Origin of the sequence: Jongsikchunia kroppenstedtii DSM 45133 (assembly GCF_000380485.1) — a bacterium.
GTDB classification, from domain to species: Bacteria; Actinomycetota; Actinomycetes; order Mycobacteriales; family Mycobacteriaceae; genus Jongsikchunia; species Jongsikchunia kroppenstedtii.
In genome coordinates this window covers 298,626-312,564 of the sequence record NZ_AQYG01000049.1, presented here as the reverse complement: position 1 = coordinate 312,564, position 13,939 = coordinate 298,626, and the positions used below count along the sequence as shown (strand labels likewise).

Annotated in this window: 13 protein-coding genes; 3 read left to right on the top strand and 10 right to left on the bottom strand. The window is 68.0% G+C overall.

Annotation, left to right across the window (positions count from 1 at the left end):
• Positions 1-5: 5 nt before the first annotated feature.
• From G341_RS0115565 to G341_RS22250, 3 genes are all read right to left on the bottom strand, one after another.
• The gene (locus G341_RS0115565; protein WP_018180089.1) at positions 6-1,154 is read right to left on the bottom strand and encodes an ABC transporter ATP-binding protein; all 1,149 of its coding nucleotides are present in this window, start codon (positions 1,152-1,154) and stop codon (positions 6-8) included.
• The gene (locus G341_RS0115560) at positions 1,147-1,797 is read right to left on the bottom strand and encodes an ABC transporter permease (RefSeq protein WP_026303743.1); all 651 of its coding nucleotides are present in this window, start codon (positions 1,795-1,797) and stop codon (positions 1,147-1,149) included. Before G341_RS0115560 ends, G341_RS0115565 begins: the two co-directional genes overlap by 8 nt.
• 226 nt (positions 1,798-2,023) lie before the next feature.
• A complete protein-coding gene (locus G341_RS22250) occupies positions 2,024-2,830 on the bottom strand; it encodes an SDR family NAD(P)-dependent oxidoreductase (protein ID WP_018180087.1) in 807 nt (268 codons plus the stop codon).
• A 130-nt stretch (positions 2,831-2,960) separates the two neighbouring features.
• Between G341_RS22250 and G341_RS0115550 the strand changes: the two genes are divergently transcribed.
• Positions 2,961-3,869, top strand: coding sequence for an SDR family NAD(P)-dependent oxidoreductase (locus G341_RS0115550; protein WP_018180086.1), 909 nt, complete (start codon positions 2,961-2,963; stop codon positions 3,867-3,869).
• A 30-nt stretch (positions 3,870-3,899) separates the two neighbouring features.
• Here the strand turns inward: G341_RS0115550 and G341_RS0115545 are convergent, their stop codons facing one another.
• Together G341_RS0115545 and glnA are read right to left on the bottom strand one after the other, a co-directional pair.
• A complete protein-coding gene (locus G341_RS0115545; RefSeq protein ID WP_018180085.1) occupies positions 3,900-4,514 on the bottom strand; it encodes an FKBP-type peptidyl-prolyl cis-trans isomerase in 615 nt (204 codons plus the stop codon).
• 266 nt (positions 4,515-4,780) lie between these two features.
• Positions 4,781-6,214 carry a type I glutamate--ammonia ligase gene (glnA, locus tag G341_RS0115535; protein WP_018180083.1) on the bottom strand — a complete coding sequence of 478 codons (1,434 nt, stop codon included), beginning with the start codon at positions 6,212-6,214 and terminating at the stop codon, positions 4,781-4,783.
• 247 nt (positions 6,215-6,461) lie between these two features.
• Between glnA and G341_RS0115530 the strand changes: the two genes are divergently transcribed.
• Positions 6,462-6,926, top strand: coding sequence for an RDD family protein (locus G341_RS0115530; protein WP_018180082.1), 465 nt, complete (start codon positions 6,462-6,464; stop codon positions 6,924-6,926).
• A gap of 112 nt (positions 6,927-7,038) precedes the next feature.
• On the top strand, positions 7,039-7,758 hold the full coding sequence (locus G341_RS0115525) for a glycoside hydrolase family 25 protein (protein WP_018180081.1): 720 nt from the start codon (positions 7,039-7,041) through the stop codon (positions 7,756-7,758).
• A gap of 121 nt (positions 7,759-7,879) precedes the next feature.
• Here the strand turns inward: G341_RS0115525 and G341_RS0115520 are convergent, their stop codons facing one another.
• The 5 genes from G341_RS0115520 to G341_RS0115500 all read right to left on the bottom strand — a co-directional run bounded on the left by G341_RS0115520 (position 7,880) and on the right by G341_RS0115500 (position 13,905).
• Entirely contained in the window at positions 7,880-8,620 is a 741-nt protein-coding gene (locus G341_RS0115520) for a DUF4191 domain-containing protein (RefSeq protein ID WP_018180080.1), read from the bottom strand.
• Between the two features lie 72 nt (positions 8,621-8,692).
• On the bottom strand, positions 8,693-9,712 hold the full coding sequence (gene lipA, locus G341_RS0115515) for a lipoyl synthase (protein WP_018180079.1): 1,020 nt from the start codon (positions 9,710-9,712) through the stop codon (positions 8,693-8,695).
• An 11-nt stretch (positions 9,713-9,723) separates the two neighbouring features.
• Positions 9,724-10,428: a lipoyl(octanoyl) transferase LipB gene (lipB, locus tag G341_RS22245; RefSeq protein WP_018180078.1), complete on the bottom strand. Its 705-nt coding sequence runs from the start codon at positions 10,426-10,428 to the stop codon at positions 9,724-9,726.
• A 3-nt stretch (positions 10,429-10,431) separates the two neighbouring features.
• On the bottom strand, positions 10,432-12,186 hold the full coding sequence (gene sucB, locus G341_RS0115505) for a 2-oxoglutarate dehydrogenase, E2 component, dihydrolipoamide succinyltransferase (protein ID WP_018180077.1): 1,755 nt from the start codon (positions 12,184-12,186) through the stop codon (positions 10,432-10,434).
• 207 nt (positions 12,187-12,393) lie between these two features.
• The gene (locus G341_RS0115500) at positions 12,394-13,905 is read right to left on the bottom strand and encodes a leucyl aminopeptidase (RefSeq protein WP_018180076.1); all 1,512 of its coding nucleotides are present in this window, start codon (positions 13,903-13,905) and stop codon (positions 12,394-12,396) included.
• Between the last annotated feature and the right edge of the window lie 34 nt (positions 13,906-13,939).

The window sequence follows — 13,939 nt, the reverse complement described above, 5'->3', positions numbered from 1 at the left end:
CGGGGTCACTGGTGTTCCGCCCGGATCGCGCTGATGGCGCCGACCAGCGTCTCAATCGTGACGACGCCGTGGTACTGACCGCGCGGCGTGGTGACGACCGCGCTGGCATTGCGTTCGGCGAGAATCGCTTCGAGCGCGTCCTGCAATGTCGATTGGATTGTCACCAGCTCGCCGAACGGCAGGCCGACATCACGCAACGATGCGGCACCGGTCAGGTGCGACCGATCGGTCCAGCGCACCGGACGGTCGCGGGCGTCGAGAATGATTCCCCAGGAATCGATTCGAGATGCGAACTCGCTGACCGAGTCCGTCTCGTGGGCGGTCGGGCGCTGCTCGATGTCGACGTCTCGTACGCGTTGCAGCTGCAGCTGCTGCAGGGAGGCTCCGGACCCGATGAACTTGGCGACGGTGTCGTTGGCCGGGTTGGCGAGGATCGCCTCCGGGGTGTCGTACTGCTGCAGCGACGACTGGTTGCCGAGGATGGCGATCTTGTCGCCGAGTTTGACCGCTTCCGAAAAGTCGTGTGTCACAAAGACGATTGTCTTGCCGAGTTCGGTCTGCAGCCCCATCAGCTCGTCCTGCAGCACGCCGCGCGTGATCGGGTCGACCGCGCCGAACGGCTCGTCCATCAGCAGTACCGGCGGATCGGCGGCGAGCGCCCGCGCCACCCCGGCGCGCTGCTGCTGCCCGCCGGACAGCTGGCGCGGATAGCGATCACGGTATTGCGCGGGATCCAGGCCCACCAGATCGAGCATCTCGTCGACGCGGTCGGAGATCCGGGGGCGCTTCCAGCCCAACAGTTTCGGGACGGTGGCCACGTTCTGCGCGATCGTCATGTGCGGGAACAGACCGGCCTGCTGGATCGAGTAGCCGATGGTCCGGCGCAGTTCGTTCGCGTTGATGGACAGCGCGTCCTTGCCGCCGATGCTGATCTTGCCCGCGGTCGGCTCGATGAGACGGTTGATCATCCGCATCGTCGTGGTCTTGCCGCAGCCGGACGGGCCGACGAAGATGACGATCTTGCCGGCGGGGATCTCCAGCGAGAAGTCCTGCACCGCAGCCGCTTTCTGCCCCGGGTAGCGCTTCTCGACATGCTCAAGGATGATGTCGACGCCGGCCGTGTCGGTGTGTGCGTGTTGCGGATGTTCAGTCACGGATCCCCCTCGGGGTGGTGTAGTGGCCGATCAGCACGTAGATGCCGTCCAGGATCAGCGCGAGGATCACCACCAGAACGGTGCCGACCAACGCCTGCGGGACCGCCGTGGGGCTGCCGACTCGAGACAGGCCGGAGAAGATGATGTTGCCCAGGCCCGGGCCCTTTGCATAGGCGGCGATCGCGAGGACGCCCATCGCCATCTGCGTGCTGACCCGCATGCCGGTCAGGATCGACGGCCAGGCCAGCGGCAGCTCGATGCGCCCGAGTATCCGGAGCCGGTTCATGCCGACGCCTTTGGCGGCGTCGGTGATGGCCGGATCGATCGCGCCCAAACCGACGATGGTGTTGCGGATGATCGGCAGCAGCGAATAGAGCACCAGCGCGATGACTGTCGGCACCACGCCGAGTCCGAAGACCGGAATCAGGAAGCCCAACAGGGCGAATGACGGAATGGTAAGGGCTGCACTGGACAGTGCGGTCGCCACGGCCGACCCGATCGGGCTGCGGTACACCGCGATTCCGACCGCCACGCCGATGATCGCGGCGATGATGACGCACTGGATGACGGCGCTGACATGCAGGTAGGAGTCGACGAGCAGCTGATGCCGCCGCTCGGAGATGAACTTCCACAATTCATCCACTGCGATCACCTGCTCCGCAGGCGTCGCAGAAAAGTTCGTTCGTTGGGAGCCATCGCTCTAATCCTTACCCAGATGTGCGCGATGGACTGTCCGATTCGCCGACAGGGTACTGCCGCGGATGGCGTCATGGTTCGAGGAATAGTGCGTTGAACTGCGGCGATACCGGTTCAGTAGCGCGCGTAACTTTTTCGGCGGGATCGGCGCGTCGGCGTCGCCGGGCCGGTGCCTAGCTGTCGGTGCCGGCCCCGTACTGATCCAGGATCGACCGCATCCGGTCCTTCATCACCATGATCGTGGCCTTGCGTGCGCCGATGTCGAATGTCGACGCGATGCTCTCCCGGTTGTGCCCGCCCGCGATCACCGTCGGATCGGTGCCGAGTGCCACGAACGCCTCGTCGACGACTTCCCGGCCGGTCTGAAAGCCGGGCGTCCCGGGCGGCACGTCGGAGAAGTTCTGCCCGATGGTGTTCCCGGGAAGCACGCCGAGCACATCGATGCCGTACTCGCGCAGCTCGCCCCAGAGCGCCTCCGCCAGTGTCAGCGCATACGCCTTGGTCGCCGAATACGTCTGCACATACGGCGTTCCGATGGCCCCGCCCACGGATGACATCAGGATCAGCGCGCCGCGGCCCCGGTCCTTCATTCCGCGCGTGAACCACAGGCTCAGCGCGAGCAGGCTCCGCACATTCACGTTGAGCCGGTACATCTCGTAGTCGATGTCGCGGTCGGTGAACAGCGCCATGCTGGCGAGGCCCGCGTTGTAGACGAGGACGTCGATCGCCAGGTGATCGGTCTTCTCCCGGACGGTCTCCAGCGCGTCCGTGGCGCCGAGGTCCACCAGCACCGGCACCGTACGGATCCCGAAGTCCCGTTCGAGCTGGGCGCATTTCGTCTCGAGCTCAGCGGCGTCCCGGTCGCAGACCACGACGTTCATGCCGTCCTGCGCCAAGCGGTCGCAGTAGGCGCCGCCCATCCCGACCGCGCCGCCCGCGACGAGGGCCCATTCTCCGTACTTCTTCTCCGTCAGCGTCACGTGCCTCGCCGTTCGTCGATGTGCCATCTACCCGCATCATCTTGGACGCCGCCCGGCCCGGCGCGACGGGCGGTCCCACTGGGCGGAAGGTGGTGTGTCCAGGTGTGGCAGATCGGGATTGAGTGGGCTGATGAGCAACATTCTGGCGGGGAAGGACATGCTGGCGGGCAAGGTCGCGCTGGTGACCGGCAGCAGTCGCGGCATCGGCCGGGCGGTCGCGCAGCGTTTGGCGGCGGCGGGTGCGACGGTCTTTGTGACCGCGCGATCGGCGCAGTCGGCCAGCACCTCGAAGCGTGACGGTCAGGAAAAGGTCATCGCCGGCACGCTCGCCGAGACGGTCGCACTGATCGAAGCGCAGGGCGGGACGGCGATCGCGCTGACCGCCGACCTCACCGATCCACAGCAGCGGGCCAGCTTGATCGACCGCGTCGTCGAGACCGCGGGCGGCATCGACATCCTCGTCAACAATGCGGGCTTCGCCAGCTACTCGGTGATCGCGACGATGGACGACGACGTCTTCGACCGAACGGTCGATCACTACCTGCGGGTGCCGTTCATCTTGTCGCGCAACGCCATTCCGCATATGCGCGCCCGCGGCGCCGGCTGGATCGTGAATATCGGGTCGTCCACCGGCATGCCGCCGATCCGCCCGTTCCGTGACTACAACAAGTCCGCCGGTGACGTCATCTACGCCTCGATGAAGGCCGCGCTGCATCGGTTCACCCAGGGGCTGGCCGCGGAGGTGCTCGACGACGACATCGCCGTGAACTCGGTCGGCCCGTCGACGGCGATCATGACGCCGGGTGCCGCCGATCTGATCCCGGAAGGGTTCGAGACCGAGTCCGTCGAATACCTGGCTGAGACCGTCCTGGCGATGGCTCACCGGCCGGCCGCCGAACGCACCGGTCTGGTGGCGTTCAGCCTGCACTACCCGTGGGCCGCCGAGATTCCGGTGATGTCGCTCGACGGTGCCACCGAGCTGCCGCGGCTGGAGCCGCCGGAGTGGTGCAACCCCAATATGCTTCCGCTCGGCCTGTAGCGCGGGCGGCGGCAACGCCGCCCGACGGAGCTACTGGTTCGCGAGGATCTTGATCGCGAACACCAGGGTGTCGCCGGGCTCGATGCCCGCCGCGGGCTGCCCGCTGGCGCCGTACCCGTCGGCCGGAACCATGGCGACCGCGACCGTCGATCCGACGCGCTGGCCCGCGATGGCCTTCGAGAATCCGGGGACCACGCCGTCGAGGCCGAAGGTCGCACCCTGGCCGTCCTGGTAGGGGGTCTGATCGAAGATCTTGCCGTCGCGACCGTTGACGCCCTGGTAGCACACCGTCACGTTGGAATGCTCGGCGACGACCGGACCGGTGCCCTGGGTGAGGGTGTGCACCTCGGTATGGGAAGCGCTGTAGGGCGCGGTGATCTTCACCAGCGGTCCGGCGGTATCGGTCGACCCTGTGACGGCGGCCGCGCCGGTGGTGCCGTGGAAGGTGTACTGGGGCTTGACATCTGCCGCCGCGGGGGTGGTCGGGCAGGAGCTCGCCCCGGCGCTGGCCGTTTGCGACGTGGTGTCGTAGTCGGTGATGCCCTTGTCCTTCGAGTCGTTGTCCGAGCTGCAGCCGGCGAGCAGCAGTGCGGATCCGAGCAGGGGAGCGGCGATGGCGGCGTAGGTGCGGCGGGAGATGTTCACGACTGCCACCTAAGCAGATCGGCGCAGTAGGCGGGGCAGACGGGGCGATTCGGACACGGCCGAAGTGGCTCTTGACGTGCTGCTGGTCGCGGATGCCGGCGCACTGGGCGCCGATTCCGGCGCCGGTCGCCGCCGCCATCAAGACGAGCCCGACCGGCCAGGTGCCCTACGGCGCCTACGCGTTGTATTTCCGCTGATCCGGTCTGCATAAACGAATCCACCCGCCCGGCAAGTGCCGGACGGGTGGATTCGGATGACGCTGAAGGTCAGCAGTCGTAGTAGAGGCTGAACTCGTACGGGTGCGGGCGCACCTGGACGGGCAGGATCTCGTTGTCGCGCTTGAGGTTGATCCAGGTCTCGATCAGGTCCTCGGTGAACACGCCACCTTCGGTGAGGTAGTCGTGGTCCTCCTCGAGACGGTCGATGACCGCGGACAGCGAGGTCGGCGCTTGCGGGATGCCTTTGGCCTCCTCCGGCGGGAGCTCGTAGAGGTCCTTGTCGACCGGCTCGTGCGGCTCGATCTTGTTCTTCACGCCGTCCAGGCCGGCCATCATCATGGCCGCGAACGCCAGGTACGGGTTGCCCGAGCTGTCCGGGCAGCGGAACTCGAGGCGCTTGGCCTTCGGGTTGTTGCCGGTGATCGGGATGCGGACACAGGCCGAGCGGTTGCGCTGGCTGTAGACCAGGTTGATCGGCGCCTCGTAGCCCGGGACCAGCCGCTTGTAGGAGTTCACCGTCGGGTTGGTGAACGCCAGCAGCGACGGCGCGTGGTGCAGGATGCCGCCGATGTAGTGGCGGGCGATGTCCGACAGGCCCGCGTAGCCGGCCTCGTCGTGGAACAGCGGCTTGCCGTCCTTCCACAGCGACTGGTGGCAGTGCATGCCCGAGCCGTTGTCACCGAACAGCGGCTTCGGCATGAAGGTGACCGACTTGCCCTGCTGCCAGGCGGTGTTCTTGATGATGTACTTGAACAGCATCAGGTCGTCCGCGGCGTGCAGCAGCGTGTTGAACTTGTAGTTGATCTCGGCCTGGCCGGCGGTGCCGACCTCGTGGTGGCCGCGCTCCAACTCGAAACCGGCGTTCTGCAGGTTGCGGGTCATGTCATCGCGCAGGTCGACGTAGTGGTCGTACGGCGCGACGGGGAAGTAGCCGCCCTTCGGACGGACCTTGTAGCCCTTGTTCGGGGTGCCGTCCGGGTCGGTGGGCGAGGCGGAATTCCACCAGCCAGACTCGGACTCGACCTCGTAGTGGGTGCCGTTCATCTCGGAGCTGAAGGACACCGAGTCGAAGATGTAGAACTCGGCCTCGGCACCGAAGAAGCAGGTGTCGGCGATGCCGGTGGCGGCCAGGTAGTCCTCGGCCTTGCGGGCGACGTTACGCGGGTCGCGGCTGTAGGCCTCGCGGGTGAAGGGGTCGTGGACGAAGAAGTTCACGTTCATCGTCTTGGCCTTGCGGAACGGGTCGATCCGCGCGGTCAACGGGTCCGGCAGCAGCATCATGTCGGACTCGTCGATCGACTGGAAGCCGCGCACCGACGAACCGTCGAATGCCAGGCCGTCCTCGAAAACGCTGTCGTCGAACGCCTCAGCCGGAATCGAGAAGTGCTGCTGCACACCGGGAAGGTCGCAGAAACGGATGTCGACGTACTCGACGCCCTCAGACTTGATGCCCTCAAGCAGTTCTTCTTTTGAGTTGTACACCGGTCGGTGACTCCTTCATTCTTCGTGGGCCCGAGTGGTGGACCGCTATCACAACGTACCCAAACACGCCCCGGGCCGTTCTGGCCGCTGTCATCAGCCGCTGGGGCCACATTATGGGGCAGACGTTGCTCCCCAACTAACCAAATGTTTCAGGAGTGTTACACGGCCCGACCGTAGGATGTTGGTTATGGCCGACAGTTCCAGACCAGGCGACACCAGCGGGCCCGAATCGAGCGGCTCCGGCGGCATGGGCCGCATGCTGGGCTCCTGGCTCTCCGGACCCGAGGCCGCGGCGGATCGGCGTCCGAGCACCGACCAGTATCGCGGTCAGTCGCTGGGCCTGCCGGAATCGGGCCCGGGTGCGCTGGCACGTTCGGGCAAGCGCGTGTGGGCGATCTTCCTCGACTGGTTCGGCTGCTCGATCATCTGCGGCATGGCCGTCGGCTTCATGTCGTCGACGTTTTCCACCCTCATCCTCGGGGTGTGGTTCGCGGTCGGCGTCTTCTGCGTGACGCTGTTCGGGTTCACCCCGGGGCAATTCGCCGCGGGCCTGCGGGTGGCCCGAGTCGACGGCGCCGCCCACGTGGGGATCGTGCGGGCCCTGGCGCGGCAGATCCTGATCGTGTTCATGATCCCGCCGCTGATCAATGACCTGGACGGACGCGGGCTGCATGACCGCGCCACGCAGACCGCTCTGGTGCTGACACGCTAAATCCAGGCGTCCCACGCAATGCACTCATCTGGCACTAGAGTGCAAAGATTTACCGTGCGTCACGGTCGTATCACGATTAACATCACCCGCTATGGGGAGCAGAAGAAACAGAATGATGCTCAGCGCTGCAGCGATTGCGGTGGCGAGCACGGTGGTGGTCTCGGGCGGGGCGGTGGCGACGGCGACGCCCGCCGGGCCGGACGTGGCGAGCTATCAGCATCCGGGCGGGGCGTCCATCAACTGGTTCGCGGTGCGGGCCTCCGGTCAGCAGATCGCCATGGTCAAGGCCACCGAGTCGCTGAACTACGTCAACCCGTTCTTCGTCCCCGACTGTCTGGTGATGCGGGCGGCGGGCCTGATCCGCGGCACCTATCACTACGCCGATCCGAGCCAGAATCCCGTCGCGCAGGCGCTGTTCTATGCCGGGATGGTGCTGGGGCAGAACGGTCCGCTCGATCTGCCCCCGGTGATCGACTTCGAATCCAGCGGCGGGCTGGCGCCGGCAGCCCTGAGCGGGTGGCTATCGCAGTTCCTCGGCACGCTCGAATCCATCACCGGTCGTAAGACGATCATCTACACGTATCCGCGGTTCTGGAACACGGCGATGGCCGGCAGCCACGCCTTCGCCGATCATCCGCTGTGGATCGCGTCGTACAACAACGGCGGCGCCCCGGTGATGCCGAACGGCGGCTGGCAGACCTGGACGTTCTGGCAGTACACCGACAACGGCCGGCTGCCCGGTATCCCGGCGGCCGTCGACCTGAACCGCTTCAACGGCACCCCGCAGCAGCTGGCGTCGTATGGCAACTCCATCGGAGTTTTCGGGAGTTAGTCGGCGCCAGATGAACGCCCGGCTGCGTTATCAGTCGGCCCGCATAGAACCGCACTATTGCGGGCCGCCTGCTGCCTTGCCGACCGCCCATCTGATCACCGACTAAGCAGCCGGCAACCGGCTAGCGGCGCTTTGCGGCGCGCTGGATGTTGCGCATCTTGGCGCCCTGCGGCATCGGGCCCTTCGGCATGCCGGCGGCGGCGCCGCGTCCACCGAGCGCATCGAGACGTCCCTCGAGCTGATCGATGCGATCGCGATTGATGTTGTTCGGCAGCTTCATGACGTGGCGCTCGAGCTTCTTCAGCGGCACCTGGCCCTCGTCGTTGCCGACGATGACCTCGTAGATCGGCGTGGTGCCGACCACCCGGGCGACCCGCTTCTTCTCCTGCGCCAACAGCGATTTCACGCGCGCCGACGAGCCCTCGCCGACCAGGATGACGCCCGGCTTGCCGATCACCCGGTGCACGACGTCCAGCTGAGCGGTTCCGGAGACGCCCTGCTTGACGCGCCACTGGCCGCGCATGTTGTCCAGCGCCCAGCCGGCGGCGCCGGCCTGGCCCTCGGCCTTGGTGAACACCGTCTTCTGCACCCGGCGGCCGAAAATCACGAACGCCGCGAGGGCGCCGAGGATGATGCCGAGCGGGATCAGGAACACCATCAGGCCCGCGAACACGCCGATCAGCACGAAGATCGCGACGATCAGCACGAAGGCGCCGATCATCAACGGCAGCAGCAGCTTGTCTTCTTTGCGCTGCATCTGGAACGCCTGCCACAGCTGCTTGCGCTGATCGCGCGAGGCCTGCTTGCGGGCGGCCTTGGCGGCCTTCTTGGCCTCTTTGGATGCGTCGGGAGCTTTCGCCATAGAAGACAGGATACTGCCTGTACAGCAGCACCCGACCGGCGGTGAAGCGCTGCGGCTTCCCCGGGCGGCGAGCTAGCTCGCGGGCTGGCGGGCCAGGACGGCCGTCGCCTCCTGTGCGGCAGTGCCTTCGGCGGCGAGGTGGGCCATCGACTCCGGGATCGCTCGTCCGTGATGCGCCATCGCCTGGGCGTACAGGCGACCGGCGCGGTACGACGACCGCACCAGCGGGCCGGCCATCACCCCGGCGAACCCGAGGCGCTGCGCCTCGTCCGAATGCGCGACGAACTCCTCCGGCTTGACCCAGCGGTCGACCGGATGATGCCGCGGCGACGGCCGCAGGTACTGGGTGATCGTCAGGATGTCGCAGCCCGCGGCATGCAGGTCGGCCATCGCCTCGGTCACTTCTTCCGGCGTCTCGCCCATGCCGAGGATCAGGTTCGACTTGGTCACCAGACCGGCGTCACGGGCGGCGCTGATGACGTCGAGGCTGCGCTGGTACCGGAATGCCGGGCGGATCCGCTTGAAGATCCGTGGCACGGTCTCGACGTTGTGCGCCAACACCTCTGGCCGGGAGCCGAACACCTCGGCCAGCTGGTCGGGGTCGGCGTTGAAGTCGGGGATCAGCAGCTCGATGCCGGTATTCGGGTTGAGCCGCTTGATCTCGCGCACCGTCTCGGCGTACAGCCAGGCTCCGCCGTCCGGCAGATCGTCTCGGGCCACGCCGGTCACCGTCGAGTAGCGCAGACCCATCGCCTGCACGCTCTCGGCGACGCGCCGCGGCTCATCGCGATCGAGTTCGGCGGGCTTGCCGGTGTCGATCTGGCAGAAGTCGCAGCGCCGGGTGCACTGCTCGCCGCCGATCAGGAACGTCGCCTCGCGGTCTTCCCAGCACTCGTAGATGTTGGGGCAGCCGGCCTCTTCGCAGACCGTATGCAGCCCTTCGCGTTTCACCAGGCCCTTGAGGTCGCGGTATTCCGGACCCATGCTGGCGCGGGTCTTGATCCACGACGGTTTGCGCTCGATCGGCGTCTGGGCGTTGCGGACTTCCAAGCGCAGGAGCTTGCGGCCATCGGGGGCGGTCTGTGCAGTCATGGGCTCGGTACTCACTGAGCAAATGCTACGCCGCCGGCGGTCACCGGCAGTCGTCCGTCAAGGGCGTCCACGACCAGCTCGGCGAGCCGATCGCGTACGTCGTCGATGGTGATCGTGCGTCCCAGCTCCTGGGAGAGCGAGGTGACGCCGGCGTCCGGGATGCCGCACGGCACGATCCGACCGAAGTCGGTCAGGTCCGGATCGCAGTTGAGCGCGAAGCCGTGCAGGGTGACCCCGCGGGCCACGCGGACACCGATCGCCGCTGTCTTCCGTTGCGGCCGACCGGTCGCGGGATCGGAGTCGACCCATACACCGGAGCGGCCCTCGACGCGCATGGTCGACAGACCCTGCTCACCGCAAATGGTGATCAGCGCCTGCTCGATCCGCCGCACGTAGTCGACGACATCCATCGGCTCGGAGAGCCGGACGATCGGATAGCCGACCAGTTGTCCGGGGCCGTGCCAGGTGATCCGGCCGCCGCGATCGACGTCGATGACCCGCGATCCGTCGCTGGGCCGATCGGCGTCCTCGGTGCGCCGCCCCGCCGTGAACACCGCGGGGTGTTCCAGTAGGAGCAGCACATCGTGATCGAGCGTGCCGTCGGCGCGTGCGGTCGCCAGCTCGTGCTGACGGTCGAACATCTCCTGGTAGTCGACCTGGCCGACCCAGCGGATCTCGACCGGGCCGCTGTCATGTCGGGCGCTGTCGAACCGCATGGCTTACAGCCCCAGATCGGCCTCGAACGCGGCCTCTTCGAGACGGCGTTTGACGGTGGTCAAGAAGCGTCCCGCGTCGGCGCCGTCGATCAGCCGGTGATCGTAGGTCAGTGGCAGGTATGACATCGACCGCACGCCAATGGATTCCGTGCCGTCGGCGTCCGTGATGACGACCGGGCGCTTGACGATCGCGCCGGTGCCGAGCATCGCCGCCTGCGGCGGGACCAGGATCGGGGTGTCGAACAGCGCGCCCTGGCTGCCGATGTTGGTGATGGTGAACGTGCCACCGGCCAACTCGTCCGGCTTCAGCCCGCCGTTGCGGGCACGGTCGGCGATGTCGGCGATGGCGCGGGCCAGGCCGGCGATCGACAGGTCGTCCGCGTTGTGGATCACCGGCGAGAGCAGGCCCTGCTCGGTGTCGACGGCGATGCCGAGGTTGACGCTGCCGTGGTAGGTGATCTCCTTGGCGGCCTCGTCGATCGAGGCGTTGACGTTCGGGTGCACCTTCAGCGCCTCGACGACGGCCTTGGCGAAGAACGGCAGGAACGTCAGGTTGACGCCCTCGTTGGCCTTGAAACCGGCCTTGGCGGCGGTGCGCAGCCCCGCGATCTTGGTCATGTCGACCTCGAACACCTGCGTCAGCTGCGCGCTCTCCTGCAGCGACTCGCGGGTCTTCTTTGCGGTGATCTGCCGGATGCGGTTGATCTTCGCGGTGGTACCGCGCAGCGCGGCCAGCTCCGGTCGGACCTCCTTGGCGGCAGCGGCGGGGGCCGCCGGTGCGGCAGCTGCGGCCGGAGCGGCGGCAGGTGCTGCGGGGGCCGCGGCGGCGAGCACATCCTGCTTACGGATGCGACCGCCGACACCGGTGCCCTTCACCGTCGACAGATCGACGTTGTTCTCCGCGGCGAGCTTGCGCACCAGGGGAGTGACGTAGGGCGTCGACTGCATGTCGTTCGGCTCCGCGTCGCTCGCGGCAGGCGCTGCCGCCGGGGCGGCTGCGGGAGCCGGGGCAGGCGTCGGGGCCGGTGCTGCAGGCGCGGGCGCTGAGGCGGCCGGCTCGGGAGTCGGGGCCGGCTCGGCTGCAGGTTCGGGGGCTGCGGCGGGAGCCGGGGCCGCCGGGGCGTCGGCGGGTGCCGCCGACGCGTCGCCGATCACGGCGAGCTTGCCGCCAACCTCGACCACGGCATCCTCTGCCGCGGAGATCTCCAGCAGCACACCTGCTGCGGGAGAGGGGATTTCGGTGTCGACCTTGTCGGTCGAGACCTCCAGCAGGGGCTCGTCCTCGGCGACGGTGTCGCCGACGGCCTTCAGCCAGCGCGTCACGGTGCCCTCGGTGACCGACTCGCCGAGTTCGGGCATCGTCACGTCGGTTCCGGATGCCGCAGCGGCCGGTGCCGGGGCGGCCGGAGCAGCGTCGGCGGGCTCAGCCGAAGCCGCGGGCGCCTCGGAGGCGGCGGGGGCCTCGGCCGCGGCCGGGGCAGATTCGGGAGCGGCCTCGGGCGCAGCGGGGGCCGCTTCGCCGGCGTCGCCGATCAGGGCCAGCTCGCCACCCACGTCCACCACGTCGTCCTCCTGGGCGACGATCTTGGTGAGCACACCTGCAGCCGGAGACGGGATTTCGGTGTCGACCTTGTCGGTCGAGACCTCCAGCAATGGCTCATCCTCCGCGACGGTGTCGCCCTCCTGCTTGAGCCAGCGAGTGACGGTGCCCTCGGTGACGCTTTCACCAAGCTCGGGCATCTTGACGGAGAAGGCCATGTGTGGGCTCCTAGTTCAGTGTCGGTCTGATCGGTGTACCGGTTCAGGTCTGTTGTACCGGTTCACGCTCTGGCGCGCGCGGTTTGTCGGCACCCCCGCAAACCCTACTCGGATGCCCTGTGCCGCACGCCACGGCCAGGCCCGTTCAGTGGACGCATCACCGTGTGCTGTCGGTCCGGCTTGTCGTCGCGTCCGGCGCCCTCCGGGTCAGCCGTTCGCGGCGATGTCTTCGATGACCGCGGTGATGGTGCGAACCGGTACGCCCGTACCACCCTTGCCGGTGTAGCCCCAGCCGCCGCCCTGGTTGAACGCCGGGCCGGCGACGTCGACATGCGCCCACTGCACGCCGTCGGCGACGAACTCGCGCAGGAAGATGCCAGCCGAAAGCATGCCGCCCCACCGATGGTTGGTGACATTGGCCAGGTCGGCGACCCGCGACTTCAGGTCGGCGCGCAGCTCTTCGGGGAAGGGCATCGCCCAGCCGTTCTCGCCGGCCTGCCGGGAGAGCGCGGCGACGCGGTCGCGGAACTCCTCGGTGCCCATCACGCCCGGGGTGCGGGTGCCGAGCGCGACCATCTGCGCTCCGGTGAGCGTGGCGGTGTCGATGAGGTAGTCGGGCTCGTCTTCGCAGGCCCGGACGATGGCGTCGGCCAGGATCAGCCGGCCCTCGGCGTCGGTGTTGAGCACCTCGACCGTCGTTCCGCCGTACTGGGTGAGCACGTCGCCGGGGCGCTGGGCGGTGCTCGACGGCATGTTCTCGGCCATCGGCACGGTGGCGGTCACCCGGACCGGCAGCTGCAGGTCGGCAGCGAGCACGGTCGCGGCGATCACCGCGGCAGCGCCGCCCATGTCGGAGGTCATCGCCTCCATGCCGGCGGCCGGCTTGATCGAGATGCCGCCGGTGTCGAAGGTGACGCCCTTGCCGACCAGCGCGACCGACTTCGGGTCGGCGGGCGAGGCGGGGGTGTAGGTCAGGCGCACCAGCCGCGGCGGCCGGGAGCTGCCCTTGCCGACCCCGACGATGCCGCCGTAGCCGCCCGCGCGGAGCTGCTCGTCTTCCAGGATCTCCACCTCCAGGCCCGACGCGCTGGCGAGATCGGCTGCCCGGGTGGCGAATTCATCGGGGTACAGATGGCTGGGCGGGGTGTTCACGAAGTCGCGGGCGACGCAGACGGCTCGCGCGATCGCGGCCGACCGGGCGACGGTGGCCGCGGCGTCGGCATCGTCGGAGACGAGGGCGACTGCGCTGACGGGCTCGGACTTCTTCGCCTGGAATTCGTCGAAACGGTAGGCGCCCAGGGCGAACCCCTCGGCGGCACCGGCCAGATCGACCGTCGACAGGGTGCTCACCACCGACTCGCCGGCGGTCAGCGAGCGGGCTGCGTTGCCGGCGGCCCGACGCACCTTCTCGGCGCGGCGGTGCGGGTCGGCGTCGAGGGCGTCGGCATCGCCGAGTCCGACGGCCAGGACCGCGCGCACCGGCAGGTCGGCCGGGGCCGGAATCCGGGTGACCTCGCCGTCCGAACCCTTGGCGCCGACCGCGGTCAGCGCGGTGCTGAGCGCCTCGGCCTGCGCGTCCGACAGCAGGTCGGTGCCGATGGCCAGAGTGGGCTCGCCGTCCTCGGTCTCGGAGTCGGCGGTGATCAGCCCGATCACCAGTACGTCGGCAGCCTCGAGATTCGTCGTTGCCGTCAGGTCCGGGATCAGGTTGTCGCGCACGCTCGCTCCGCTCGTATCGATGGTGGTCGGATTC

Coding starts and splice junctions, on each gene's coding strand:
- G341_RS0115550 (WP_018180086.1), top strand. CDS start 2,961: ATGAGCAACATTCTGGCGGGGAAGGACATGCTGGCGGGCAAGGTCGCG.
- G341_RS0115530 (WP_018180082.1), top strand. CDS start 6,462: ATGGGCCGCATGCTGGGCTCCTGGCTCTCCGGACCCGAGGCCGCGGCG.
- G341_RS0115525 (WP_018180081.1), top strand. CDS start 7,039: ATGATGCTCAGCGCTGCAGCGATTGCGGTGGCGAGCACGGTGGTGGTC.
- G341_RS0115520 (WP_018180080.1), bottom strand. CDS start 8,620: ATGGCGAAAGCTCCCGACGCATCCAAAGAGGCCAAGAAGGCCGCCAAG.
- lipA (WP_018180079.1), bottom strand. CDS start 9,712: ATGACTGCACAGACCGCCCCCGATGGCCGCAAGCTCCTGCGCTTGGAA.
- lipB (WP_018180078.1), bottom strand. CDS start 10,428: ATGCGGTTCGACAGCGCCCGACATGACAGCGGCCCGGTCGAGATCCGC.
- sucB (WP_018180077.1), bottom strand. CDS start 12,186: ATGGCCTTCTCCGTCAAGATGCCCGAGCTTGGTGAAAGCGTCACCGAG.